The sequence below is a fragment of the Hyphomicrobium sp. B1 genome, from assembly GCF_049532635.1.
In the GTDB taxonomy this organism is placed as follows: Bacteria; Pseudomonadota; Alphaproteobacteria; order Rhizobiales; family Hyphomicrobiaceae; genus Hyphomicrobium_B.
This window is the reverse complement of sequence record NZ_CP134871.1, coordinates 4231446-4255544: the sequence shown is the minus strand read 5'-3', so window position 1 is coordinate 4255544 and position 24099 is coordinate 4231446. Positions and strand designations below refer to the sequence as shown.

General features: G+C 59.6%; 31 protein-coding genes and 1 tRNA gene. 11 read left to right on the top strand and 21 right to left on the bottom strand.

The genetic code is table 11. The annotated features are described in order from the left end of the window. Positions 1 to 12: 12 nt before the first annotated feature. Both RLW55_RS20335 and lgt read right to left on the bottom strand, forming a co-directional pair. Positions 13 to 1149 (bottom strand): class I SAM-dependent methyltransferase, encoded by a 1137-nt coding sequence (locus tag RLW55_RS20335; RefSeq protein ID WP_423415203.1) that lies wholly within the window; start codon positions 1147 to 1149, stop codon positions 13 to 15. Next, complete coding sequence (gene lgt, locus RLW55_RS20330) at positions 1146 to 1988, bottom strand: prolipoprotein diacylglyceryl transferase (protein ID WP_409562478.1); 843 nt, start codon at positions 1986 to 1988, stop codon at positions 1146 to 1148. The genes RLW55_RS20335 and lgt overlap by 4 nt, the downstream gene beginning before the upstream one ends. A gap of 195 nt (positions 1989 to 2183) precedes the next feature. On the opposite strand from lgt, the gene RLW55_RS20325 reads away from it, so the two are divergent. From RLW55_RS20325 to proC, 3 genes are all read left to right on the top strand, one after another. After that, positions 2184 to 2462: an accessory factor UbiK family protein gene (locus tag RLW55_RS20325; RefSeq protein WP_409562479.1), complete on the top strand. Its 279-nt coding sequence runs from the start codon at positions 2184 to 2186 to the stop codon at positions 2460 to 2462. 250 nt (positions 2463 to 2712) lie between these two features. Next, positions 2713 to 3210 carry a YbjN domain-containing protein gene (locus RLW55_RS20320; RefSeq protein WP_013946579.1) on the top strand — a complete coding sequence of 166 codons (498 nt, stop codon included), beginning with the start codon at positions 2713 to 2715 and terminating at the stop codon, positions 3208 to 3210. Between the two features lie 60 nt (positions 3211 to 3270). After that, positions 3271 to 4098: a pyrroline-5-carboxylate reductase gene (proC, locus tag RLW55_RS20315; RefSeq protein WP_423415202.1), complete on the top strand. Its 828-nt coding sequence runs from the start codon at positions 3271 to 3273 to the stop codon at positions 4096 to 4098. A gap of 243 nt (positions 4099 to 4341) precedes the next feature. On the opposite strand, the gene RLW55_RS20310 is transcribed toward proC, so the two are convergent. The 3 genes from RLW55_RS20310 to RLW55_RS20300 are packed head-to-tail and all read right to left on the bottom strand — an operon-like array spanning position 4342 to position 7096. Continuing rightward, positions 4342 to 5754, bottom strand: coding sequence for an ATP-binding protein (locus tag RLW55_RS20310; protein ID WP_409562481.1), 1413 nt, complete (start codon positions 5752 to 5754; stop codon positions 4342 to 4344). A gap of 47 nt (positions 5755 to 5801) precedes the next feature. Further along, positions 5802 to 6509, bottom strand: a complete 708-nt coding sequence (locus RLW55_RS20305) for a response regulator transcription factor (protein WP_409562482.1) — start codon at positions 6507 to 6509, stop codon at positions 5802 to 5804. Then, positions 6506 to 7096, bottom strand: coding sequence for a MarR family winged helix-turn-helix transcriptional regulator (locus RLW55_RS20300; protein ID WP_013946583.1), 591 nt, complete (start codon positions 7094 to 7096; stop codon positions 6506 to 6508). Before RLW55_RS20300 ends, RLW55_RS20305 begins: the two co-directional genes overlap by 4 nt. Positions 7097 to 7297: 201 nt before the next feature. Between RLW55_RS20300 and RLW55_RS20295 the strand changes: the two genes are divergently transcribed. Next, positions 7298 to 8194, top strand: coding sequence for a branched-chain amino acid aminotransferase (locus tag RLW55_RS20295; RefSeq protein WP_409562483.1), 897 nt, complete (start codon positions 7298 to 7300; stop codon positions 8192 to 8194). 172 nt (positions 8195 to 8366) lie between these two features. Here the strand turns inward: RLW55_RS20295 and RLW55_RS20290 are convergent, their stop codons facing one another. Next, on the bottom strand, positions 8367 to 8663 hold the full coding sequence (locus RLW55_RS20290; protein WP_409562484.1) for a hypothetical protein: 297 nt from the start codon (positions 8661 to 8663) through the stop codon (positions 8367 to 8369). A gap of 296 nt (positions 8664 to 8959) precedes the next feature. On the opposite strand from RLW55_RS20290, the gene RLW55_RS20285 reads away from it, so the two are divergent. Next, positions 8960 to 9331: a glyoxalase superfamily protein gene (locus RLW55_RS20285; RefSeq protein WP_423415201.1), complete on the top strand. Its 372-nt coding sequence runs from the start codon at positions 8960 to 8962 to the stop codon at positions 9329 to 9331. A gap of 7 nt (positions 9332 to 9338) precedes the next feature. After that, complete coding sequence (gene arfB, locus RLW55_RS20280) at positions 9339 to 9758, top strand: alternative ribosome rescue aminoacyl-tRNA hydrolase ArfB (protein WP_423415200.1); 420 nt, start codon at positions 9339 to 9341, stop codon at positions 9756 to 9758. A gap of 45 nt (positions 9759 to 9803) precedes the next feature. Here the strand turns inward: arfB and RLW55_RS20275 are convergent, their stop codons facing one another. From RLW55_RS20275 to RLW55_RS20265, 3 genes are all read right to left on the bottom strand, one after another. After that, positions 9804 to 10193, bottom strand: coding sequence for a hypothetical protein (locus RLW55_RS20275; RefSeq protein WP_409562487.1), 390 nt, complete (start codon positions 10191 to 10193; stop codon positions 9804 to 9806). A gap of 327 nt (positions 10194 to 10520) precedes the next feature. Next, entirely contained in the window at positions 10521 to 10934 is a 414-nt protein-coding gene (locus tag RLW55_RS20270; RefSeq protein ID WP_423415199.1) for a class I SAM-dependent methyltransferase, read from the bottom strand. Then, a complete protein-coding gene (locus RLW55_RS20265) occupies positions 10831 to 11226 on the bottom strand; it encodes a hypothetical protein (protein ID WP_423415198.1) in 396 nt (131 codons plus the stop codon). Before RLW55_RS20265 ends, RLW55_RS20270 begins: the two co-directional genes overlap by 104 nt. On the opposite strand from RLW55_RS20265, the gene RLW55_RS20260 reads away from it, so the two are divergent. Beyond that, positions 11225 to 11497, top strand: a complete 273-nt coding sequence (locus RLW55_RS20260; RefSeq protein WP_423415197.1) for a hypothetical protein — start codon at positions 11225 to 11227, stop codon at positions 11495 to 11497. The two genes, RLW55_RS20265 and RLW55_RS20260, sit on opposite strands and share 2 nt — an antisense overlap. 196 nt (positions 11498 to 11693) lie before the next feature. Here the strand turns inward: RLW55_RS20260 and RLW55_RS20255 are convergent. From RLW55_RS20255 to mnmA, 3 genes are all read right to left on the bottom strand, one after another. Further along, positions 11694 to 11770 (bottom strand) — tRNA-Met (locus tag RLW55_RS20255). Between the two features lie 125 nt (positions 11771 to 11895). Next, on the bottom strand, positions 11896 to 12633 hold the full coding sequence (locus tag RLW55_RS20250) for a class I SAM-dependent methyltransferase (RefSeq protein ID WP_013946590.1): 738 nt from the start codon (positions 12631 to 12633) through the stop codon (positions 11896 to 11898). A gap of 42 nt (positions 12634 to 12675) precedes the next feature. Continuing rightward, entirely contained in the window at positions 12676 to 13905 is a 1230-nt protein-coding gene (gene mnmA, locus RLW55_RS20245) for a tRNA 2-thiouridine(34) synthase MnmA (RefSeq protein ID WP_414462013.1), read from the bottom strand. Positions 13906 to 14318: 413 nt separating this feature from the next. Here mnmA and RLW55_RS20240 point away from each other — a divergent pair, with 413 nt between their 5' ends. After that, entirely contained in the window at positions 14319 to 14597 is a 279-nt protein-coding gene (locus RLW55_RS20240) for a DUF1153 domain-containing protein (RefSeq protein WP_013216444.1), read from the top strand. A 69-nt stretch (positions 14598 to 14666) separates the two neighbouring features. Here the strand turns inward: RLW55_RS20240 and RLW55_RS20235 are convergent, their stop codons facing one another. Together RLW55_RS20235 and RLW55_RS20230 are read right to left on the bottom strand one after the other, a co-directional pair. Then, positions 14667 to 15356, bottom strand: a complete 690-nt coding sequence (locus tag RLW55_RS20235; RefSeq protein ID WP_409562490.1) for a hypothetical protein — start codon at positions 15354 to 15356, stop codon at positions 14667 to 14669. A 217-nt stretch (positions 15357 to 15573) separates the two neighbouring features. Beyond that, positions 15574 to 15957, bottom strand: coding sequence for a hypothetical protein (locus tag RLW55_RS20230; protein WP_035575737.1), 384 nt, complete (start codon positions 15955 to 15957; stop codon positions 15574 to 15576). Between the two features lie 675 nt (positions 15958 to 16632). Here RLW55_RS20230 and ctrA point away from each other — a divergent pair. Further along, positions 16633 to 17331, top strand: coding sequence for a response regulator transcription factor CtrA (ctrA, locus tag RLW55_RS20225; RefSeq protein WP_013946595.1), 699 nt, complete (start codon positions 16633 to 16635; stop codon positions 17329 to 17331). A gap of 94 nt (positions 17332 to 17425) precedes the next feature. Here ctrA and RLW55_RS20220 read toward each other — a convergent pair whose 3' ends face one another. Next, positions 17426 to 18898 carry an outer membrane protein gene (locus RLW55_RS20220; protein WP_423415196.1) on the bottom strand — a complete coding sequence of 491 codons (1473 nt, stop codon included), beginning with the start codon at positions 18896 to 18898 and terminating at the stop codon, positions 17426 to 17428. A gap of 229 nt (positions 18899 to 19127) precedes the next feature. Between RLW55_RS20220 and RLW55_RS20215 the strand changes: the two genes are divergently transcribed. Continuing rightward, complete coding sequence (locus RLW55_RS20215) at positions 19128 to 19790, top strand: MBL fold metallo-hydrolase (RefSeq protein WP_423415195.1); 663 nt, start codon at positions 19128 to 19130, stop codon at positions 19788 to 19790. Between the two features lie 41 nt (positions 19791 to 19831). Here RLW55_RS20215 and RLW55_RS20210 read toward each other — a convergent pair whose 3' ends face one another. The 5 genes from RLW55_RS20210 to RLW55_RS20190 all read right to left on the bottom strand — a co-directional run bounded on the left by RLW55_RS20210 (position 19832) and on the right by RLW55_RS20190 (position 22860). After that, entirely contained in the window at positions 19832 to 20209 is a 378-nt protein-coding gene (locus tag RLW55_RS20210) for a hypothetical protein (protein ID WP_409562493.1), read from the bottom strand. Positions 20210 to 20246: 37 nt separating this feature from the next. Beyond that, positions 20247 to 20744 (bottom strand): hypothetical protein, encoded by a 498-nt coding sequence (locus RLW55_RS20205; protein WP_423415194.1) that lies wholly within the window; start codon positions 20742 to 20744, stop codon positions 20247 to 20249. Positions 20745 to 20952: 208 nt separating this feature from the next. Further along, a complete protein-coding gene (locus tag RLW55_RS20200) occupies positions 20953 to 21573 on the bottom strand; it encodes a histidine phosphatase family protein (RefSeq protein ID WP_423415193.1) in 621 nt (206 codons plus the stop codon). 116 nt (positions 21574 to 21689) lie between these two features. After that, positions 21690 to 22391 carry a SixA phosphatase family protein gene (locus RLW55_RS20195; protein ID WP_409562496.1) on the bottom strand — a complete coding sequence of 234 codons (702 nt, stop codon included), beginning with the start codon at positions 22389 to 22391 and terminating at the stop codon, positions 21690 to 21692. 22 nt (positions 22392 to 22413) lie between these two features. Next, a complete protein-coding gene (locus tag RLW55_RS20190; protein ID WP_409562497.1) occupies positions 22414 to 22860 on the bottom strand; it encodes an acyl-CoA thioesterase in 447 nt (148 codons plus the stop codon). Positions 22861 to 23087: 227 nt separating this feature from the next. Between RLW55_RS20190 and RLW55_RS20185 the strand changes: the two genes are divergently transcribed. Beyond that, positions 23088 to 23390, top strand: coding sequence for a hypothetical protein (locus tag RLW55_RS20185; RefSeq protein WP_409562498.1), 303 nt, complete (start codon positions 23088 to 23090; stop codon positions 23388 to 23390). Positions 23391 to 23469: 79 nt separating this feature from the next. On the opposite strand, the gene RLW55_RS20180 is transcribed toward RLW55_RS20185, so the two are convergent. Further along, positions 23470 to 24048: a type 1 glutamine amidotransferase domain-containing protein gene (locus tag RLW55_RS20180; RefSeq protein ID WP_024275495.1), complete on the bottom strand. Its 579-nt coding sequence runs from the start codon at positions 24046 to 24048 to the stop codon at positions 23470 to 23472. Positions 24049 to 24099: the final 51 nt, after the last annotated feature.

The window sequence follows — 24099 nt, the reverse complement described above, 5'->3', positions numbered from 1 at the left end:
TTATGCGGGTCTTCATGCTGGTCCGGGCGCGGCGCTCTGCTCGCGGGCCGCGCTGAAGCCCGGAAGCGACGGTAGACCGGGGGAGCGGGCTGCGAGGACCTTGAAGCGCCCTCCCATTCCATTGGGGGCGAGCAAGCGGGCGACGCCCGTTTCGATTTCGGTCGCGCGGGCCGGATTGGCCGCCATCAAACGCGAGGCGCGCTCGACAATGCCGAGAGCACCGAGGAACTCCGCCTGCGTGACAGGGCCATCGAGCGCCAGACCGGCGCGATGCAGCGTCGAGGCGAGATCGTAGAAGTTGATGTGCACCGTCAGGTCGGCTTCGCCCGGCGACGTCAGTGGAGATTCATACTTATGCGCGCGGACCGCTTGCAGCGTGTCTCCGGCGGCTGGTGTGGTGTGACCATAGTCGACCATAAGAAAGGCGATGGGGCCGCGTTCGGAGAGTGCTTGCAGGGCGTCGGCAAGCTGGTCGAGGCGCTGGCTTTCGATGACGGCCCCGGGCGGGGCGCCGGGCAGCAGAGCTTCGAATGCATCGCGCGGGCATTCGCCGTCGATTGCGGTGAATTGCAGGTCGCCGCGGGCATCGAGGGTCACGGCGCGAATGTGCCAACCCGATGCGGTCTTGACCCATTGGGCGACCGGCCAGGCATCGAGAAATTCGTTGGCGAAGATGATGGCCGGCGGGTTGATCTCGTCGAGTTCGCGGCCCCAGCTCAGCACGTTGCGGAATTCCGACAGAGTTGCAGTTTGCAACTCGATCAGGGATTCGCTGGCTTCGACGAGATGCACGCGCGTGACGTTCGAGAAGCCGGGGACAATGCGGGCGGCGCGAAGAATATCGCGCATCATGGTGCCGCGTCCGGGGCCGTATTCGACGATGGTAATCGGGTTAGGAGCGCCGAGCACGCCCTGCCAGACGACGCCGGCCCAGACGCCCAGAAGCTCGCCGAAGACCTGCGATACGTCGGCGGCGGTGATGAAGTCGCCCGATGCGCCGAATACCTGCTGACGGCGATAGTAGCCGTAGTCCGCATCCCAAAGGCAGGCGGACATGTAGCTATCGACTGTTATCGGCCCGTCGCGGCGAATCCGTTCCTTGATCCGCCGGGCGAGCGGTGTATCGCGACGCAGGCCGTTATCGATCACACCGCAGCCTTTCCGGGCTCGCTCTTGTTATGACAGGCGGTCCAGATCAGGTAGATTCCGAGAATAACCATCGGCACGCAGTACATCTGGCCGGCCGTGAAGGGACCGATGTTCATAATGTTATAGGGCTCGGGTTCGCGGAAGATCTCGGAGAAGCTGCGGGCAATGGCGTACCAGATCATCCAGATGCCGGTCGTCAGTCCGGGGCGCTTCAGCGAGGAGAAGTGGTGGGTGGCGATCCGCAAGATGATGAACATCACGATGCCTTCGAGCGCCGCCTCATAAAGCTGGCTCGGATGGCGCGGGTTGTCGCCGCCGTTGGGAAAGACCATGCCGACCCAGGCGTCGGTCACGCGGCCCCAGTGCTCGGAATTGATGAAATTGGCGATCCGGCCAAAGAAAAGGCCGAAGGGTACGGACGCACAGACGAGGTCCGCCACGGACCGGGCTGACACTTTGTAGATGTAGGCGAATACGAAGATCAGGATGGCGCAGCCGATGACGCCGCCATGAAAGCTCATCCCGCCCTTCCAGACCTTCACCATCTCCAGAGGATGCGAGAAGTAAAAGTCGGGATCGTAGAGGAAGATCTGACCGAGGCGGCCGCCGATGATGACACCAAAGGTCATGAAGAGCAGAAGGTCGTCGATGCGTTCGAGCGTCATCGGCGCTTTGTTGCCCGCCCAGAGCTTCGGTGTCGAGACCAGGTTGCGGATATACCACCAGCCGAGCAAAAGGCCGGCCATATATGAGAGGCCATACCATTTGACGGCTACCGGCCCGAGATGGATCGCGACGGGGTCGATATCGGGGTAGGTGAGAAGGGCGAGGGGTGTCATCGGCTCTCCGGGCGAGGTTTCGCAAATGGCCGTATCGAGTTACCAGGGAAGGCCGGTCTTAGGCCGCGTTGTTTGAGTAACACCGTCTTAATGTCAAGCAGGCATCCGGCAGACCCAAGATGAGAATGTCGTAAGCTTGCAGCCATGCCTGCCTATCGCCATAGTTGAATGACCGTTCCAATCCGAGATCTCGAAATGACCCAGACGACCAACAAACTCTTTGACGACTTTGCCAAGCTCATGACAGACGCCGCTGGTGCGGCAGAGGGCTTCAAGAAAGAAACCGAGGCCGTTTTTCGGGGCCAAGCCGAAAAGTTCCTGCGGGACATGAATGTCGTGACGCGCGAAGATTTCGAAGCGGTGCGCGAAATGGCGCAGAAGGCGCGGCAGGAAAACGAGGCGCTGGCGGCGCGCATTGCGGAGCTGGAAGCCAAGCTCTCGAAGCTTTCGCCGCAGGGCGGCACCGCTGCCTGAAGGCATCCACAGGTTCGAGCGCTTTTCACCAGCAATCGTGGCCCAAGGCGGCCTTGGCCCCTGTTTCGCCTGGGCTTTGCCACTTTGATCGTGGACAAGATTTCCTGGCCCGCCGGGTCAGCTTGCGACTCGCAGGGCCGTCTGGTTTTGTCCGGCGCAGCAGCACGAAAGCGGCGCAATTTGGGAAATCCCAATCGCGTGGTTGCTTCGTGGCCATCCCGGCGCGCGGCAGACTGGAGAGCGATATCAAATGGCAGTTGCGGAACAGGGTTCTGACCGCGTTCTCAATCCGATCGATCTCATCGAACAACTTGCGCACGCCCACGACTGGCCGTGCGAGCGCGCGAGCGATGAAGAGCTGACGTTGATCGTTGCGGGCTCCTGGGCCGACTATCACATCTCGATCAACTGGCGTGACGATCTCGAAGCCCTGCACTTGGCGTGCGCGTTCGATTTCCGGGTGCCAGAAAACCGCTTGACGGAAATGTATCGCCTGATTGCCCAGATCAACGAGCAGCTATGGCTCGGCCACTTCGATCTGTGGACCCAGGAAGGGCTCGTGATGTTCCGTCACGCGCTGCTGCTTAACGGCGCCGTCGCGACGGTCCGGCAGTGCGAAGCGATGCTGAAAGCGGCGCTCGAAGGCTGCGAACGGTATTACCAGGCCTTCCAGTTCGTGGTGTGGGCAGGTAAGGAAAGCCGCGAAGCCCTGGTTTCGACGATGTTCGAGACGCAGGGGCAGGCTTAAGCCGGGTCCATCGGGCGACGTCTCGACCCACGCCCGGCCACTTTCCAAGGTGTCCGGGTTATGTCTCTGAAATTAGATGGTTCCGTCGTGCTTGCCGGCGCGGGCAAAATGGGCGCAGCGATGCTCGCGGGCTGGCTTGAGCGGGGCCTCGATCCGGCTCAGGTCATCATCCAGGAACCGCAGCTTTCCGGCGCTGCGCTTGAACTCGCGCAGAAGCACGGGATCGCGTCGCAACCGGTTCTGGAACCGCAGTCGACGCCACCCGCTGTCATCGTCGTCGCGGTGAAGCCGCAAGTGATGGATGACGTCTTTCCGGCCTTGGCCAAGATCGCGGGGCCTCAGACGGTCGTCGTGTCGATTGCGGCGGGCAAGACGATTGCGAGCTTCGAGAGGCATCTGCCGGCTGGTATTGCCGTTGTGCGGGCCATGCCGAATACGCCGGCTGCCATCGCGCGCGGCATCACGGGCGCCGTCGCGAGCGCTCATACAACGCCGTCTCAAAAGGCCGCCTGCGAAGCGCTGCTCGGCGCGGTTGGTGATGTCGTTTGGGTTCCGGAAGAAGATCTGATCGACGCGGTAACGGCGGTGTCGGGGTCGGGACCTGCCTATGTGTTCCTGCTGGCGGAAGCACTGGCGGACGCTGGCGTTGCGGCGGGGCTCGATGCGGCGACGGCGAAGCGGCTCGCCACTGCCACGGTATCAGGCGCCGGTGAGCTTTTGCATCAGTCGAAGGCCGATCCGGCTGCGCTGCGCCAGAACGTGACTTCACCGGGCGGCACGACGGCGGCTGCGCTGGGCGTGTTGATGCGCGACGGTAGCGGCCTCAAAGAGCTGATGACGGAAGCGGTGCTGGCGGCGGAAAAACGAGGCCGCGAACTCGGGCATTGACCAGGGCTGGGAAATTGGTCTCGCCCGAGGTTCGCGACCTTCGATTGGCGTTCCCGTGGGTTGGCGACCCACAGCGTGGAACTTCGGTTCCGGCGACTGCAGCCTTGGAGGACACCTTCGCCGTAGTCGGACGGGAAATCGTGCCGGAACCGATGTCCAAGAATTGTAACTTCATAACGTTACAGTCAAATCACAAGGGCGTGTGCCCCGCGCGCCAAATTTGTGATCGACAGTCAAATTTCTCTATTGCGGCAAAGAGATAATGGCGCGGAGGCCGCCCATCGAACTCTCGCCCAATGCGATCTCGCCGCCGTGGCTTTTGGCGATGTCGCGGGCGATGACGAGCCCCAAGCCGCTGTTGCCCTCGTCCTGATTGCGGGCGTGGTCGAGACGATAGAAAGGCCGGAAGACGTTCTCGCGTTCGTCTTCGGGGATGCCAGGGCCGTCGTCGTCGACCTCGATGCGAACCCAGCGGCCTTCGGGTGCCACACGAATGATGATGCGGTCTCCGAAGCGGGCAGCGTTGGTGACGAGGTTCATGATGGCGCGTTTCAGGGCCTGCCGCTTCAACGGCAGGATGATGTCGCCCTTGCTCTTGCGGATCTTGAGTTCGATCGAGCAAGCGTAGATCGACGCATCGTCGACGATCTCTTCCAGCAGCTCCTTGAGGTTCGTCGGCTTGGCTTCCTCGCCGCCGTCGCCTTTCGCGAAGGCGAGGTAGTCTTCGAGCATGTGCTGCATCTCGTCGACGTCGGCGGAGAGTGCGCGCGTCTCCGGCGTATCTTCGAGTAGGGCAAGCTCAAGCTTGAAGCGGGTCAGGACGGTGCGCAGGTCGTGGCTGACGCCCGCCAGCATCGTCGTACGCTGCTCGACGTGCTGCTTGATGCGGTCGCGCATCTGCAGGAAGGCGAGCGCGGCCTGGCGCACCTCGCGTGCGCCGCGCGGGCGGAAATCCTCCGGGATGCCGCGACCTTTGCCGAATTCGTCCGCCGCGTCCGCAAGACGGAGGATGGGCCTGATCTGGTTGCGCAGGAACAGGATCGCGACCGTCAGCAGAATAACGGACGAGCCGACCATCCACAGCAGGAAGATGTGCGAGTTCGAGGCATACGTCTGGCTGCGGGTGGCGACGAAACGCAGGATCGCATCGTCGAGCTTCACGCGGATCTCGACGTTCTGGTCGCCGACGGTGTTGATCCAGAACGGCAGCTGTACGTGCTTGCGCAGTTCGTTCGAGAGCGCGCGGTCGAGCAGGCGAAAGAATGGTTTCGGACCAGGCGGCGGCAGGTCGCCGCTCGGCAGCACTTCCATTTGCAGGTTGAGGCGATCGCGCGCGAGGTCGATGATCTTTTGCGGACCTTCGCGTTTCGCCATGTCCTCATAGACTTCGATCACGGCGGCGATATCGCGCGCGGTTGCTTCCGAAAGCCGGCGCGTAACGGCTTGCCAGTGCCGTTCCATGAACGCGAATGCGATCACGCCTTCAAGGACGACGATGGGCGTGATGATGATCAGCAGCGCGCGGGCATAAAGCCCTTTCGGCAGCATCTCGGAGCCGAGACCCAGGATGCGCATGACGATCGGGTGCTCGCGAAAGCGCTGATAGCGCGCGGCGAGGCTGCCGGTCTCCGGGGTCGTTTCGGGCACAACGGCCATGGGATGCTATCCGCCTTGCGCCGGTCGGCCCGAGCGCGCTGTTACGGTCAATCGGTGTAGAGGATGTAGCCTTTGCCTCTGACCGTTTGCAAATAGACCGGGTTCGAAGGGTCGGCTTCGATCTTGCGCCGGAGGCGGTTGATCTGGACGTCGATGGCGCGCTCGCTGCCCGTGCTGTCGTCACTCGACAGTTCATGGCGCGGAACGGCGACGCCAATGCGTTGTGAGAAGAGGCGCAAAAGATCGCGCTCACGCTCGGTCAACTTGATGGCTTCGTCATCGCGCTTGAGTTCGCCGCGCGTGATGTTGAAGACGCAGCCACCCATGCGGATTTCATCGCGCTGGGCGGTTTGCGTCTGGCCGCGACGAAGGATGTTGCGCAGGCGGAGCAACAGCTCGCGTGGATCGAAGGGCTTCGAGACGTAATCGTCGACGCCGGCTTCGAGACCTGAAATGCGATCCTCGGCTTCGGCGAGTGCGGTCAGCATGCAGATCGGCACTGGGCGCGTTAGCTTCAGGTCGCGGGCGAGAGACAAGCCGCTTTCGCCAGGCATCATGACGTCGAGCAGCACCAGGTCGAACGCAAGGCCACGCATGTAGGATCGCGCGGAGGCAGCGTCAGACGCTTCGGTGACGCGGAAGCCGTTGCTCGAAAGAAAGCGGCCGAGCAGTCCGCGGATTTTCTGGTCGTCATCGACGACGAGGATGTGCGGGGCATTATCGGCCAAAGGTTCAGTTCGGTCCGGTGCCATCATGGTTCCCGTGGGTTGCAACCAGGTTCGGGCGAGGGCAGTCCGCCGTGCTCGCTACGGATAAGGCTTTCGACACGATGCTTGTCCTTTTCGGAAATCATCGCGAAGAGAAAATTCCTTGCAACGGTGTCGGCGTTTTCGCCGAGCCCGGCAAGAGCCCCTTCAATCCGTTTGGCCTGGATTTGTGTCAGTTTATCGGTCAAACGCGCGCCTTTTGCCGACAGATAGAGGCGGCGTTCTCGGCGATCCTCGTTGCCCGCTTTCTGGATGATGAAGCCCTCATCGACGAGCTGTTTCAAGACGCGCGCTAATGACTGTTTTGTAATCTGCAAAATATCGAGCAGTTCCGCGACCTTCAGGCCGGGATTGCGGTGCACGAAGTGCAGGACGCGGTGGTGCGCTCGCCCGAAGCCGTATTGCTCAAGTATCGTATCCGGGTCGCATGTAAAGCCGCGATACGCGAAGTAAAACAGCTCGATACAGGCGATCAGGTCGGCATTCGGAGAGCGTCGGCCAGCGTCCTGGGCGTGGGAGGGCTGTCCCGGTGCGCCGCGATGTTCTGACGGGCCTTCTGACGTTATGTCAGTCATGTTGACTTATTGGCCTCGATTGTATTCTGTTGCAAGCCAATTTGGTGGCTTGTCCCGCAGGTCCATAGTCTTGCACGCGGCGCACTGAAATATCGGTTTTCCGAGCGTTTCAGCCTGCCTGGCCCGTCCGTAACGGACCGCGCGACATACACCACCACTTCAAATTCGCCAATGATAAAGACCAGGAAGGATTACGCTGGCATGGCCGACCTTATTCCGTTTCACGATCGCGACGGGTTCATCTGGATGGATGGAGCGCTCGTTCCCTGGCGCGACGCGAACGTTCATATCCTGACGCACGGGCTGCACTACGCCAGCTCGGTGTTCGAGGGCGAGCGCGCCTACGACGGCGAGATCTTCAAGCTGACCGAGCATAGCGAGCGGCTGATAGAAAGTGCCCGGATCCTCGACTTTACAATTCCGTACACCGTCGCTGAAATCGACCAAGCCTGCCGGGATGTCATTGCCGCCAACAAGCTGTCGGACTGCTACGTGCGGCCTGTGGCATGGCGCGGCAGCGAGCAGATGGGTGTTTCGGCGCAGAACTCGAAGATCCATCTCGCCGTCGCGGCCTGGGACTGGGGTTCCTATTTCCCGATGGAACAGCGGCTGAAGGGTATTCGCATCACCAATGCCGTTTACCGTCGTCCAGATCCGGCCTGCGCGCCGTCGCGCGCCAAGGCTGCCGGTCTCTACATGATCTGCACGCTCGAAAAGCACCGCGCCGAGCGCATGGGCTATTCGGATGCTTTGATGCTCGATTGGAAGGGCCGCGTGGCGGAATGCACCGGCGCCAACATCTTCTTCGTCAAGGACGGCGTTATTCATACGCCGACGGCCGATTGCTTCCTTAACGGCATCACGCGTCGGACGGTCATCGAGCTTGCGAAAAAGCGCGGAATTCAGGTGATCGAGCGCGATATTATGCCGGACGAGCTGGCGTCGTTCTCGGAATGCTTCATCACCGGTACGGCGGCGGAAGTGACGCCGGTTTCGGAGATTGGCGAGCACAAATACAAGCCGGCCAAAGTCACCGAGACGCTCCTGAACGACTATATGGAACTGGTGAAACCGAAGAAGCGTGTCGCTGCGGAGTAAGCCACGTTTCGAAACTGTTCGGCAGAAATTAGCGGGGTGCTGTTTCGACGGCGCCCCGTTTTTCATTGGGCTTTGCATTCGTATTGGAGAGCGATCGGGCGGATGCCGCGCAATTGTTGCGCTCTGGCCGAGACGCGTATGGCATGCCGCGGTGAATGCAGGTTTTGGAATTCTACGCCTTGCGGGCTTCGATTTTGGCGTCGGTGTCGGCAGCCGGCCGGCGCAACATCAGCGGAGCGCAAATCGCGAAGAGGAAGAGAGCAATCGCCGCGCCGACCATCAGGATCGTTGTCGAGGACAGCGGCTTGTCGAGCCACAACGCGCCGACAGCGAGAATGGCACTCCAGAAGACGGCTGGAACGAGGGACGCAATCGCGAGACCAGCGAAGCGCGACAAGCCTGACGGACGAGCCACATGCGTGGTCTCCTCAATGGCGTGAATCGCGGTCGATGTCGTCGCAGTTCGCATAGCGGCTCCTCAGCCCTAAATCAGTAATATGATTCGACCCCTAAGCTGACGGTCGGTTGCAGCTCCTCGACCAAGGCTATGTTGCGGCATTCAACAAATGGTAAATGCTGCTGCTAAAATGCTACAAATAGGGCGCAATGTAGGGCGAAATGGGGCTATATTCCGTATGCGCACTAACTGCCTTACGATCTCCTCCTGAGGGTTGTTCCCGAATTTCGCAATCGCGAATACTATGCCGCAGTTTTTCGCAATCAATAGTGGTGTTTTCATCGGGCTGCAATTTTCGATTGATGATTATGCACATCTCTCCGGCCGTGCCGATATTAAGGATATTCGACGAGGGGAAGGCCAAAGACTTCTACCTTGGCTTCTTGGGGTTCACGCTCGACTGGGGACATCGGTTCGAGCCGGGCATGCCGCTTTATGCGCAGATCAAGCGGAGCGCCTGCATCATCCATCTCTCCGAGCATCATGGGGACGCAGCCCCAGGCAGCGCAGTTCGAATTGCCGTCGACGATATTGACGGCTATCACGCTGAGATCATGGAGAAGGGCTACAAGTATATGCGGCCGGGGATCGAAGCGATGCCGTGGGGGACGCGCGAGATCAAAGTCATCGATCCGTTCTTCAACCGCCTGATGTTCTTCTCGCCCGCGAAGAAGGACTAGCAGCGCGATGCGCGTTTCCGATGCGCTCGACATCGACGAAGCGGAACTCGAAGAGCGCTTCGTCAGGGCGTCGGGACCGGGTGGCCAAAACGTCAACAAGGTGTCGACGGCAGTCGAACTGAGGTTCAACCTGCAAGCCAACACCTCGATACCGCCTTACGCCCGCGAGCGCCTGAAGCGGCTTGCGGGGCGGCGGCTGACGCTTGATGGCGTGATCGTCATCCAGGCGGACCGGTTTCGAAGTCAGGAGCAGAACCGGGCGGATGCGCGTGCGCGCCTCGCTGAGTTGATTGCCGAAGCGCTAGTGCGGCCGAAGCTCAGGATCAAAACCAAGCCGTCGCGCGGGGCCCGTGAAGAGCGCATCAAAGCAAAGACCGTGCGCGGGCAGGTGAAGAAAATGCGAAGCCGTAAAGTCGATTTCGACTGAGACCGCTGTGCGGCTTCGCGAGTAACCGTCTTGTCGCCTGTTGGATCAGGCGATCACCGCAGCAATGCCGGCGGCTGTCTTCAGGAGATTGGCGAATTCGGTGAGCGTCTGCTGGAGCGGGTCGGTCGCGGCCGTATCGGTAGTCGCCGTGCTGTCGCTCGTCTGCGATGTCGCGTCGGCTTTGCCGTGGTGGCCGTGCGCACCATGAGCGTGCGATTTGCCGTCATTCGAGCCGTTGAGCATCGAAAGATCGGTTTTGAACTTGGTCGCGAACGGATTGGTGTCGGAAGGGTCGGTCGTGGCCGGTGGCGTGATGTAGGACAGGGCTGCCGTCTGACCTGCTTGCATCTGCTGGCCGGGCGAAGCCAGGAGATCGAGCGCCTGCTGGCGATAGCGTGCGTAGGCGTCCGAGTTGCCGACGGATGAAATGGACATGCGGTCTCCTATGGGGCGGGTGCATAAAGGAGGGCCGTTGATGGCCTATCGGCTGCGGTAAGCACATGCGGACGAGCCGCCGCCGATGAAACAGCGTTTTCTAACCCGCGAACCTCGCCCGAGGCTGACATTGTCATCGATTTGAGAAAAGGCGGCCGTGCATTCATGGGGGGGTGATGAGGCAGGACCAGCGTGCTGACGAAATGAAATCGGTGTTCTGAAATCTGCTAGGAGGAGACTGTTTCCGACATCGCGCGTTTGATCATTTGCGGCCAGGATAGTCGCGGATGTGTCCCTTGAATTTTCTCAATGAGACATCTGACGTTTCTATGCTTCTTGCAGCCCCGGCTTGTAAATATCGATAACATAAGGGCCGAATTCGGCATCCTTTTTGACTACGAACGCACCGAAGGCCTCTGCGAATTGTAGACGCCGGAGATCACGGAACTGAGGGCGGCACATATAGAGCTTCTTTGGCAGCATCGCGAACGGTACCAAGCTCGGCCCCTTGAAGAAGCGGCGCTTATAAAAGTAGGCGAAAACCCCGCTGAGAACGCCCGTCCACTGCATGTGTATAATATCGTCGATACAGCACATGCCGCCGGGGACGAGGATCCGCTCAGCGATCTCGATATCGTTAAGAGTAATGGCGCTGGTGTGGCCGCCGTCGATGGATAGGAAGCGAAGCGGGGTAAGGAATTCTTTCTCCTTCCCCCTTGAGTTCGAGCGATGACATTTCAAGCGCTTTCACCCGTTCGGGGTGCGGCGCAAATTTCTCGCAGTTCGACTTGAATACATCGAAATTTCCCAGACCAGATCTGTCGATGTTCAGATCTTGTCGTCCGAAAATGTCGATCGCATAAAGAATTTCGTCTCGGCGTGCCGCGATAGCCAAGGCGAGAAATGATTTTCCGTGATGAACGCCAATCTCGGCGATATCGCCAGCAATACCTTCTTTCTCTTGAATTTTGAGGCATTCGCTGAAGGCGAGGCCGTCCCCGACTGCAAACCATCCCTCGACTTCCGCGTCCATGTTCTTCAAATACGCCACAAGTCGCGAACTCGGCGTCCAATCCATGGATAAAATATCCCCCAATCGATCAATAAAAAAATTTTTCGATAGTTTATTCAGTTCAGTAGATGAGATCAACAATGGGCGCACTGAAGCGCCGGGCGGAATTGAGCTTGCGATCGAAGGCGCCTTGCATCGTCTGCGCTGGGAGAAGGCCGAACCGTCCCAATTTTTCGGCAAATCCGATATGGTGATTTTTGCAACGGAGTGCCGGCCGCCGAGTTCGTCCTAAGATTGGAACGCAGGCATAATGACCGCGCGCGATTGCCGCGCGGGGCAATGATCATTTTCTTCACGATGCCAGGAAAGCGAGCGAGAAATGTGCGTTGGATGCACCTTTCACGCTGATTGATCGCGCCCATGCTTCGCGCTGGCGAAGGTAAGCCAGATGAGGGGAGACAAATTTTGTCGCGCTAAGGCTGGCTTATTGGTAGCGGGAGGCGGACTTGAACCGCCGACCTGCGGATTATGAGACCGCCGCTCTAACCACCTGAGCTATCCCGCCACACGCGGCGCGCTGCGCCGTCGAGGGACCGTCTATAGGGAGCGCCGTGCCTTTCTGTCAACACGGCGCGCCGTCTCAAAATGCCGCCGAACCGCTTATCTCGGCAATTGGTTGAAGGCTGGCGGCTATTCCGCCGCTTCGGGGCGGAGCGAGGCCGAGCCTTCGTCCTTGCGGAAGCGCATCATCGTGAAGATGCCCCAGGGTCGGAGTGCCTTGCGGTCCATCAGCTTCAGGTCCGGGCAGACCATGACGCGCGAGACGTCGAAGACGGAATGCCAGCCGACGAGGTCGGCGAACGGTGCCATCTGGCGCTCGACCCAGCCGCGGACGCCTTCGTCCTGGCTGAAGTGATTGACCAGCATGACCTCGCCGCCGGGCTTGGTTACGCGTGCGAGTTCAAGCATCACCTTCTTGGGATCGGGAACGACGGTGATGACGTACATCGCAACCGTCGTGTCGAAGGTGTTGTCGGGGAAAGTGAGATTACTGGCGTCCATCTCGTGGAGGCCGGAAACGTTCGTCAGCTTTTCGGCTTTGACGCGCTCGCGGGCCTTCTCAAGCATTTCAGGCGCGAGGTCGATGCCAACGATGTCGAGGTGTTTCTTGTAGTTCGGAAGTGACAAGCCGGTGCCGACGCCAACTTCGAGAACGCGCCCAGACCCGGAGTTGATGATCTCGACGGCATGTCGGCGGCCAGCCGTCGAAACGGCTCCGAAGGTATAGTCGTAGACAGGCGCCCATCGGCGGTAAGCGTCGCGAACCTGCCCTTCATCGAGTTGAAGAACCTTCGTTGCAGAACGCCCTTTCTGTGCTTCCGACCGCGCTGTCGCGGAGCGGAAGCTCGAAGGCTTGTTATCACTCACTGCCGATCTCCATCAGTCCGCAAACAATCTTGCTCGATGCGCCTAGCGTCCCAACTCGGCCATCGTCGTCGCAACGCGAGGCTCGGCACCGTTTGCCTTGATCGTCTTGGCAATCCAGCCCCCGCCGAGAACGCGTCCTTCCGTACCGTTATCGGCATAAAACACGCACGCCTGACCGGTCGCAATACCTTCCTCACCGTCATGAAGTTCAATTCTGACCGCAGCATTTTGCTCGATTTGCAGCAGTGCGGGCCGAAGATTCTGTGACGAACGCATGCGAACATACAGCGAAAGTCCAGATGCACCGACGTCTTCGAGCGGTTTTTCCCCGAGCCAATTGACGTTGCGGAGCATCAGGCCGGTCGTCGTCAGCGCCGAGCGCGGCCCAACGATGACTTCGTTGCGGGCGGCGTCGAGGCGCACGACGTACAGCGGCTCGGCGGCGGGGATCTTGATGCCGCGACGCTGACCGACCGTATAGTGAACGATGCCGTCGTGACGGCCGAGAATGCGACCGTCGAGGTGGACGATGTTGCCGGAATCGAGCGCGGTCGGCTTCAGGCGTTCGATCACGTCGGTGTACTTGCCGGTCGGGACGAAGCAGATGTCCTGGCTGTCCGACTTATCGGCGACGGGCAGATTGAACGAGCGGGCAAGCTCGCGCACGTCGGCCTTGCGCATGCCGCCGATCGGGAACCACAGGGACGCAAGCTGCTCCTTTGTGATCCCGAACAGAAAATAGCTCTGGTCGCGATCTGTATCGACGGCGCGGGCGAGGACGGGGCCGTGCTCGGTGTCGAGCCGCTGCACGTAATGGCCCGTGACGAGTACGTCGGCGCCGAGATCCTTGGCGGTGTCGAGAAGATCGCGGAACTTGATCTCGTTGTTGCAGGTGACGCACGGAATCGGCGTTTCACCGGCGACGTAGCTCTCGGCGAACGTCTCGATCACCTTGGCGGCGAAGCGCGTCTCGTAGTCCAGAACGTAATGGGGGATGTCGAGAGCTTCGGCGACGCGCCGCGCATCGTGGATGTCCTGGCCGGCGCAACAGCTGCCCTTGCGTCCGGTGGCTGACCCATGATCGTAAAGCTGGAGTGTGACGCCGATGACGTCGTGGCCGGCTGCCTTCATGATTGCCGCAGCAACTGAGCTGTCGACGCCGCCGGACATGGCGACGACCACGCGCTTGCGAGCGGCCGGCACCGCGATGGGCGTGTTGGCGGGATTGGTCATCGTGCCGCGGCTGGCAAATGTCGTTTCAGACTGAGTCATGGTGATCAAGCAGAGGCTAGGGTAACTCAAAGCGGGCCATCGGTCGGCCCCTGCAACGCTATCCCTGTGCCGCTATCCTTCAAAAGATTGAACAGATTCAGACAACTACCGTGACGCAGCCTGGATGGCGCCACCGCCAATTCGAATAGCGTGTAATCAATAGTTCTCAAATCTGCCATCGGCAAGGCTGTGTGTCATCCGGAAGCTGTCGTTGGCCCATTTTTCGCTGAGAAAGACTTACGGTTAGCGATTGGGTCAAAATGGAACAGTTCGCCTCATCGGCGCCCTATTTCAGTGGCCGGAATGTTGGAATTGGCACGCCTATTTAAGTCTTTTTTACTCAATGGGTTAGTGCTAATTTAATCGCAAACCGGTTATAACTGATCCGTGGTCAAGAGTGTGTATCGAGTATCATGACCGAACAGCAGATGAGAGCGCGCGGGCGCTATGTGATCGGACCCGATGGGTCTCCGCTTACAGTCGCAGATCTTCCCCCGCGGGATACGAAACGTTGGGTTATTCGCCGCAAGGCTGAAGTGGTTGCTGCCGTGCGCGGCGGACTGCTCAGCATTGAGGAGGCCTGCGAGCGATATACGCTGACCGTCGACGAGTTTTTGTCGTGGCAGCGTTCGATCGACAAGCATGGTCTTCCGGGTCTTCGGGCGACGCGCCTGCAGGACTATCGCGAATAACTTCGCGATCCTCGTGAGGTGAACGCGGCGGCTCGCGCTTGCGGGCCGTTTGGCCGTGTCCAACTGTGTTTACGGTTGAGAAGCAGACTGCGCGGCAGGTTTCGCCTGCGCAGCCTTGACCTTTGTCTTGGGCTTCTTCGCGGTCTTTGCCGGTTTTGTTGCGGACGCGACGGCGTCGCCTGGTGGCGGAGGCCATGCGGCGACGGTCGTCGGGCCGTGGCAGCCTTCTTCGCCTTTCGACCACCGGGAAATGTCGTCGGTCATGGCGGCGGCGTAGGCGTCCGACATCTTGCGGTTTTCGACGGTGACGCTGGCGGTTTCTTCGCCGGTTGGCTCGATTTGAACCAGATAGGCTTTGAGCCCACGCGGGTTGGCCTGCGACGGATCACGCACGTGGATTGTGATCACGGCCTTGCCGCCGGTGCCGCGCGATGGCGCGTCGGCCGCGGCATGGAAGATATAATCTTTCTTGAGCGGTCCATTCGCCGAGAACCAGCAGGCCATCGCACCGGTCGCGATGTGCGAATAGATCGTGGTTGCCGATCCAACAGCGCCGCGAATGGGAGTGCCGGGAGGTGCTTCAGGGTCGCCGGGTGCTGTCGTTGGCGACGTCGGCATCGTGACGGGCGTGGGTGCTGTTGCAGCCGTCGATTGCGCGCCGAGCGACGGCAGTTCAGGGGTATTGCCTGCGCAACCCGATAGCGACGCAGCCAAAAGCAGCGCTGAAGCGGCCATGCATGATGGACGGCGAAGCGACATCTTCCCCCAAAGTGCAGTCCAATCGAATCGTCATTCTGAGCACTGCAACGGCACAGACTCCTGCCCGCCGCGTTACGTTTGGGCAAGGGGGCGGAGCACTTTCAGCCGCACCGCCAACAGAATTTGGAATGAAAAAGGCGGCGCCTTTCGGGCACCGCCTTGAAGCCTGCCTTTTTCTGACGGCCTACACAACCCAAGTTCGCCCGGAGCGCAAGGCTCAGCGAAGGGCCGTGAAGCCGAGCGGACGGTCGCGGCGGCCGGGACGCGGATCGTCCATATTCTGGGACTGCTGGGAGGCCCGGGAAAACTGTTCGACGGTGTCATCGCGCTCGCGGACGGCGGCGGTAAGCTTCTCGCGGAGGCCTTCCGTCGACTGTCGGAGGTTGTCGCGGCGCTGGGCGGCGGCCTTCGCAAAGGTCGAGTAGGAGAAATGCCCGCGATCGCGAATGCCGGTGCGATCCTCTTCGAGCTGGATCTGGCGTTCCAAATCAGCAGCCATTTGATCAAATTCGCGAATAATGCGCTCGAGATCGTCAACCTTTCTGGACTTCTCTTCCACTTCTCGACGCTTCAGGCGGATGGCCAGGTCACGTGACTTCATCGTTCGATACCCCAAACACATTCGAACCCTGGTATCCAAGAAGCATGCCAGATCATTGATAAGGCTTTGCTGCTACAGCAACCAGGAAGAAATACCTTAAATCCGGCAAGAGGCTGCATTGCAACAGCTCTTTAGGACCCTCAATACTCTAAATAACATTCTGCACTTAAGTTGCGGTAAAGCAACGCGTAACTAATTCTGATCGGTCGTTTCGTTTGGGGGCAGATTTTGGCCATAACCCATCTAGGGCAATGACGCGAATTCTGTTAGCTCTTGATTCGAGCCGTATATGGATTGCGAGGCGATTGTATAGGCCAATCAATGGGGTGGGCGCCCCAGCGAGAGGTTTCGCTTAGGGTCTGTTAGCGGGTCGAGAGGGGCAAGTTCTAATACATCGAAACTTGTGGCGGGCCGTTGTCCGGCGCGAACGGGATTACTTTGTCCCGTTATCGACGGCGCGTGACCCGAGATCGTGAAAGCCGTATCATCGGCTGCGGACGCTGACGTGTTTCGGCATTCCGACAGTATGGTGAAATAGCTAACGCGGATTAGGGTTTGTTAACCTCTCGTCGCTAACTTCCTAACGATCGCTTAGCTCGACTGTAGTGCGTTCACTTTGAGCAAAGAGCAGACATAGCGCGGACACGGATCGGATAGGGCACCAGAGGGACGGTCATGCGGGTTCTACTCATTGAAGATGATAGTGCCACGGCGCAAAGCATTGAGCTTATGCTGCAGTCGGAAGGTTTTAACGTTTACACGACGGATCTTGGGGAAGAGGGCGTCGATCTCGGCAAACTTTATGATTACGATATTATTCTCCTCGACCTGAACCTTCCCGACATGAGCGGCTATGAAGTTCTGAAGACGCTGCGCGTGGCAAAGGTCGGCACGCCAATTCTCATTCTATCGGGCCTTGCCGGCATCGACGACAAAGTTCGCGGTCTCGGCTTCGGCGCCGACGACTATATGACGAAGCCGTTCCACAAGGACGAACTCGTCGCGCGAATCCAGGCGATCGTTCGCCGTTCGAAAGGTCATGCGCAATCGGTCATCGAGACGGGCGATCTTCGCGTTAACCTCGACACCAAGACGGTCGACGTCAATAATCAGCGCGTGCATCTGACGGGCAAGGAATATCAGATGCTCGAGCTGCTCTCGCTGCGCAAGGGCACGACGCTGACGAAGGAGATGTTCCTTAATCATCTCTACGGCGGCATGGACGAGCCCGAGCTCAAGATCATCGACGTGTTCATCTGCAAACTTCGTAAGAAGCTGCAGGCAGCGACCGGCGGCAAGCACTACATCGAGACGGTGTGGGGCCGCGGCTACGTTCTTCGCGATCCGAGTGATGAAGGCTCCGAGGCCGCGTAGGCCAGAGCGTCATTGCGATCACGCGCACAGGGGCCATGACGGCCCTTGTCGTGTTTTTGGGAGGCATGCGGAGTGCAGCAAGCTTCCCACCGCGCTATTTCAACGGAGCGTCGGGCGTTTCGCGAGCGCCAAAGCGATAGTTGAGCGAGAGGCGGCCCATCTGGATGGTGGGATCGAATTTGGTCGAGATGAACTGATTGATTTGAGGAAGGTCGTTCGGCAATAACGTCACCTCATCGCGGCTGAGATCGACATAGCGATATTCGGCCTTAAGCGACAGCGACTCCCAGATTTTCGTTTCGATACCGCCGCCGACGAAGAAGCCGTCAAATCGCTGGCCGTCGATCAGCACTATACCAGTGCTCGCTCCGGAGAACCCCGCGTTGAGCGTCATCGGATCCATTCCGACGTTGGCATAGCCGACACTTCCGAAGACCAGCGTGTCGGGGGTAACGAGATATCCGAACCTGCCGCCGACCATCAGCATGTTGTCGAACTTCGAGATCGTGCCGGCGCCAAGAGTATCGATGCCGTCTGTCAGGCTGAGGGTGTTGCGGTTTTTGAGATTGGCAAAGTCGGCATCGAAAAATGCGCCGATGACATAGCGTGTGTGGAGCTGGAGGTCGTAACCGACCGTGCCAGATATCAGTCCTCCGTCGCTTCCGAGGCCATCAAGGGCGACGTTGAAGATGGATCCCGGCGGCGATGAGCGATCTGCAACCGTCGCCTTATTGTTCGCGACGCCGTAGCCCGCACCGATGCCGATATAGGGACCTGTCCAATTGCTGTTGACAATCGGCGGCTGCGGATTGGTCGCGGCGTCGTTGCTGTCATCGCCGAAGCGATAATTGAGCGACAGTCGCGCCGTTTGAATCTGCGGTTTGATCGACGCGGATATGAAGTCGCTGGCACCACTGCCAGGCAGGACCGTCGCGTTTTCGGCCTCAAGTGAGGTATAGCGATACTCGGCCTTGACGCTGAATCCCTTGCCGATCAGCGTCTCGGCGCCGCCGCCGAAGAAATAGCCGTTGAAGCTTCCGACACTCGCGAGCGTTCCGCTGCCGCCGCCGCTGGCCGTTGAAACCGAGGCATCCACATCGCTCGTTTCGGCGTGCGCGTAGCCGCCCGTCGCGAAGAAGACCGTCGTCGGTGAAACCAAATATCCGACCTTGCCACCGACCGAGAGCTGGTTATCGATCTTGAATTTAGCGCTCGCGTTCAGATCGTCGGCGGGCGGGATGCCGAGCGAGACCTTTGTCTCGATGTCGGCGAAATCGTAGTCGACGAATGCGCCGACGAGCAGTTTGTTATAGAGAACGCGGTCGTAACCAGCGCCGAGGGTGAAAAAACCGCCGGTGCCGCTGAGCCCGTTGATATCCAGGCCGCCGCTTATTCCCGTCACGTCGGGACCGGGACCGATCTTCATTTCATTGTTGGTGACCCCGTAACCGCCTCCAATTCCGACCGAAAACCCATTCCAGTCGTTGGCGTGTGCCGGGTGAGAGGCGAGCCCAAACGCAGCAGCCGAAACAGCGATGCTTAGTGCAATACTGATTGTGTTCGGCATTGTTGCTTCTTCCCGTATTGAGCAAAAATTGAGCGTATGCGGACGATCGTGCGATTCGGCTTTGGCGCGGAGATGCCGAAAGGCAATGAACCATGATTATTAATTAGGCAGATTATCTGGGGGTGGTTGGGCAGAGGCCGCTGCTGTGCCGATATTTGCGCCAATGCGACGCTGCTACCTGCACCGCAAGATGCGCTAAGACCCAGGTCGGCAATACGGAGCAAATCTCATGAGCGAACCGCGCGCGAACGTTTCATCCCCGCTGCAGGCCGCGATCGTTCGCGTCACGCCGTTCGAGCAGAATTGCACCTTGATCTGGGACGAGGCGACGAAGGTCGGCGCGGTTATCGATCCGGGTGGTGATCTTGATCGTATTGAAGCCGCGATCAAAGAGACCGGCATGACGGTCGAGAAGATCCTGCTGACGCATGGGCACATCGATCATGCGGGTGGCGCGGCGGAATTGCGCGACAGGCTCGGCGTCAAGATCGAAGGCCCGCACAAGAACGACTCGATCCTGCTCGATGCACTGGAAAAGCAGGGCGAGATGTACGGCTTTTCCGGTGTCCGCAACGTTGTGCCGGACCGTTGGCTCGACGAAGGCGAGACGGTCACGGTCGCCGGGCATACGTTCGAGATTTTTCACTGTCCGGGGCACTCGCCCGGTTCGGTCGTATTCTTTAACCAGCCGCAGCGGTTTGCGCTCGTCGGCGACGTCATCTTTCGCGGCTCAATCGGACGTACGGACTTTCCGTATGGCGATCATGAGGCGCTGATTTCCGCTATCAAGACGAAGCTGCTACCGCTCGGCGACGATGTCGCCTTCATTTGTGGGCACGGTTCGCCCAGTCAATTCGGGCACGAGCGGACGAGCAATCCGTTTCTCGTATAGGGCAGAGCTTGAGGCCGCTGCCGCTAGAGATCAGAAGCCGCTCAGAACGAGAATTCGTAAGAGCCGCCCAGACAGCCGAAGATGCCGCATTCGCGGGCAAGCGAGCCATAGCCGCCATCGTCGATCGAGTTGCCGCCCGAAAAGTAGTCGATCGTCTGCACGCGCAATGTTTCTTCGCAACTGCGACGGCAGTAGGTCCAGTTGCCGCTCGGCAGCTTCACCTGCCAGCCCACCTGCGTCGGTCGAACGACGCTTCTGATCGAGCCGTTGCCGTAGCGGCTATAGGCCGTGATGATCTGGCCCGGCTTATAGTTTGTTTTCAGACGGCCGATGCCGCCGGCATCTGCAACCGGAACAAGTGCCGTCGTGCCGAGCATAGCGGCGAGGGCGGGTACGAGAGCCAGCAGTCGTGCGCGCATCGAAATCTCCAATTTCCGGAAGTGTGGCAGATTCCCGTTAACGCGACATGGAAATGTGCACGCCCTTGAACGACGGACCGCTGGAAGCGACCGTCACTGAATGCGTGCCGCCCGAAATCGAGACGGTCATCGTACCGGTGATGCCGCCACTGATGGCGAGCGTCATCCGGCTGGCCGTCGCGCGTCCCTGCACGGTGCCCGACTGATTGTATGTCCGCTCTTCCCAACTGCCGCTGACGGCGCCGTTGGTATCGACGAGATTGGCGCGCAGTTCCAATTTGGCAGACGCGTTGGCGCAGCGGATCGAGAGCCCGAGGTTATGCGGGTTGCCGTTGTTGGTGTAGTATCCCTTGCAACGCAGGCTTTCGGTCTTGCCGTCATCGAAGCGGGCCGTGCCAGAGCCGCCCCACGTTCCTGCGAGGGTGACGAATGGGTTGTCCGATGCGGCCCATGCCGGTGCCGCCGAAGCTGCTAAAGCCACGGCGATGGCGGAGGTCCACGCCGACACCGACGTTGCACGTCTCAGATTGCGCATCACGTAAAGCCTTCCTTCCCAGAATGCGGGCTGCACAAGCGGCGCGCATTATTGTCTGATGTTCGCCGTTTTGCGAGCCGTATGCATGTAGTTCGCGTTCACACCGAAATGTGTGGCCGCGAGGCGACACTAAAAGGGTAATGGCCGGCGCAGCCCCCCGTATATGGGGGCGATTCTACAGTACTCCGGTTTCATTTTGATGCCGGTTTTAGAACGGATTGACGATCTGTGCGACGATCGGTGGCGCATCCGTTTTGGGGTCGTAGCGGAAATCCAGGATGAGATTGAAGCAGTCCTGAGGCCAGGGATCAGGATAAGACCCTTTTTGCGCGCCCAGAAGGGACGCGATCTCCGGCAGCTTGCCGTGATGCCAGCAGATGACGATGGTCTTGCTGCGATACTCGGGCTTCGAGAAAATCTCTGTGACGAGCGAACGGAACTGCTTGTCTTCGATGTGGTATTGAACCTCAATGCCGAGGGTGGCGGCGAGCGGTTTTACCGTTTCGATCGAGCGGATCGACCGCTTCGAGCGCGCGGCTGCATAGATATAGTCTGGTTTACCGAAGACTTGCGGAATGTAGGTCGCCAGCCGTTCGGCACGCTTCATTCCGTCTGTCGAAAGATAAATGTCGTCGGTTTTGCCGGTCTTCTCGGCGTGGCGCATCAACAGGATGCGGCCAGGACCGCCATCCGGGTGGCACGTCGCGGTTATTTCCTTGTACCCACACCAGGCTTTCCAAAGCGCGCCAAGCCAGCCGCTGTTGCCGTCGGCACTTTTTTCCTCAGAACTCAGCACGTCGTGTCCCTCAACGGTGTCATCGCGGCGCATATCCGCATCGGCGCCCGGCCCCAACTAAGCATGCGCCCGCGTGTAGTCAGAGATGCCGGAAGCGTCAATGCGACGACGATCTGCCGGCGTTTCAATCCGGCAGTTACGCACGGCGATCAAAACGGTTCGATGACGCGCGACACCTTCGGAGGTTTGCCGGAAAAGGGATCGTATTGGAGGTCGAGGACAATGTTGTAGGCGTTTTTCGGCCAAGGATCGGGATAGCTGCCGGCCGGTGCGCCGAGCAGCGCGGCGATGGCGGGCAATTCCTTGTGGTGCCAGCAGATGACGACCGTCTTGTTCTTGAAGTCTGGGTCATTCAGGATTTCATCGATGAGATCGCCGAACTCATCTTTGTTGAAATAATCCTGGATTTTGAGATCGAGTGCGTCCGCGAGCGGTTCCATCGTTTCGTGGGGCCGGTCGGAATGTTTCGATCCCGCAGTCGCGACGATGATGTCGGGCTTGCCGAAGGTTTCGGGGATGTACGTCGCCAGGCGCTTGGCGCGCTCGACGCCGGCATCCGAAAGGTCTTCGTTATCGGGGTCGTCGGTCTTGTCGGCGTGACGCATCAGGATGATGCGCTTCGGGCCGCCCATGAAGTGATCAATCGGCGCAAGGTCGCTCGCCTTTTCGCGCGCAGGCGTGCAGACGCTGCAAACGCGTGCCGCGTCGGTTTTCGGAAAGCCGAGCGCAAGCAGGCCGACGTGAAGGCCATCAGCAATATCGGCAAAGTCAGTGCCGAATGCTGCTGTCGCGAGCGCCGCCATTAAAACGGCCGCGGGAAGTACGTGCCGGTAGGCGAGACCATGTCTCATGTTTTTTCCCTTCAGCGGGAGATTAGACCCAGGTTGAGCCATTGCGCGGGTCGGGCAGGGGGCGCGGCCGGCCGTTGTCATCGAGCGCGACGAACGTGAAATGCGCGCGCGTCACGCAGGCTTGAACTTCGCCGTCACGCGGACGCCGCCATGCCTGGACCTCGAACGTCATTGATGTGCGGCCGCGCTTCGTGAGGAGCGCCCAAACCGTTACTTCATCACCGACTTTGACGGGGGAGTGAAAGCTCATGCCTTCGACGGCGACCGTCACGCAGCGACCCTGGCTGAGCCGGGCGGCGGCGTTTCCTGCCGCAAGGTCCATCTGCGACATGATCCAGCCGCCGAAGATGTCGCCTGCCGGATTGGTGTCGGCGGGCATGGCGATCGTGCGAATGACCGGGTCGCCAGACGGCGTCGTGATATCCGCAGCCGTCGGGTTCTGGCTGGCGTCGGGTTTTTCATCTTTCATGTCCGCGACCCCTCTTTTGAAGCGTTTCGCGGCTTCCCGGCACGCGACGTCACATTACGAATGTCATCTGAACAAATATCCGGACTTGGCCGCCGGGGCTATGCGCCGGACGGGCGCGGTCTAAAAGGCCATGTCCGAAATCGGTATGGCGTCAACCCTTGTGCAACCTTCGTTGCCTAATTTCGACAGTCGAACCGTTCTTTTCGATTCGAAAACGAGACCGCACGATGAAATGGGCAACGCCTGATCGCGAACTGCTGCAGCAGCTTGCAGATATTCCGGAGGTGACACTCAGCGGCTTTTCCGTCCGGGAAGGCTTGGCTGGCACCGGTGTGACAGTTCTCAAGGGCCGGGACTATTTCGGCAGCTGGCGGACCGTCGATACGCAGCTCGTCTGGGTTCCGGCGAACCTGACGGAGCCGGGTCACATCGTCGAGACGGTGGACGAAGCGCTGCGCCAGACGCTGCTGATGATCTTAAAGAGCCTGCAGATTTCGCCGAAGAAGCCGCCGCGCGCACTCGCGGGGTGAGGTGGTTTGCAAAAGTAGAAATGGCCGCTAACGCAGCGGCCACTTCGTATCATCGCGTTTTGCAAAATTTGAGACGACGCTAGGCCGCGAGAACGGCGCGGTCGTGTTTGCCTTCCTCGATTTCCTCGATGATCTTGGCGACGAAGGCTTCGAGGTCACCGGGGTTGCGGCTCGTCACAATGCCTTGGTCGGATACCGCGGGTTCGTCGACCCATTGTGCTCCAGCATTCAGCATGTCGGTTTTGATTGAGGCGTAAGATGTCGCTTTGCGGCCGCGGACGGCGTTGGCTTCGATCAGCAGCCACGGAGCGTGGCAGATCGCAGCGACGACTTTGCCTTCCGCCAAAAATGCTTTGATGAGTTTTACTGCCTCAGGATTTTGCCGGAGCGTGTCGGGATTCATCTGCCCGCCAGGAAGTACGATCGCATCGTAGAGCGATGTTGAAGCTTCGCTGAGTTCGACGTCGACTTTGACGGGCTTACCCCAGTCTTTGTTCTCCCAACCGATGATCGAGTCTTTCTGTTTGCGCTCCTTCGGTGCTGCGACATGCACAAGCTGCGCGACGGCTTTCAGCTTCTCGCGCGGCACGTCGAGTTCGGATTGCTCGAAGCCATCAGTCGCTAGAATGAGAATTTTCGCTTTCGAGATCTTTGGCATTGGAGGTTCCTCGATTGCTGTACAACTGAGGGACAACCATGTGCATCAGGC